Genomic DNA, 296 nt, shown 5'->3' with positions numbered 1-296 from the left:
CCCCCCCCCCCCCCCCCCCCCCCCCCCCCCCCCCCCCCCCCCCCCCCCCCCCCCCCCCCCCCCCCCCCCCCCCCCCCCCCCCCCCCCCCCCCCCCCCCCCCCCCCCCCCCCCCCCCCCACCACCCCATCTTACTGTTCGTCGGCAGCGTCAGATGTGTATAAGAGACAGGGACTTTTTCGTGATGAATACCGACAGCATCCGCCAGACCATTGCCAGCACCACCGCCACCATGACGCTGCTGGTATCGATGATTGCGGTGATTTCGCTGGTGGTTGGTGGCATTGGCGTGATGAAC

At 72.3% G+C, this 296-nt stretch carries 1 pseudogene; it reads left to right on the top strand.

What is annotated here, in order from left to right:
• Nucleotides 1–170: 170 nt before the first annotated feature.
• Nucleotides 171–296: pseudogene (locus JHD62_RS22290) on the top strand (macrolide ABC transporter permease); the annotation flags it as partial.

Source organism: Aquitalea sp. ASV11, from assembly GCF_016429185.1.
GTDB classification, from domain to species: Bacteria; Pseudomonadota; Gammaproteobacteria; order Burkholderiales; family Chromobacteriaceae; genus Aquitalea; species Aquitalea pelogenes.
This window is presented reverse-complemented; position numbering and strand designations above follow the sequence as displayed.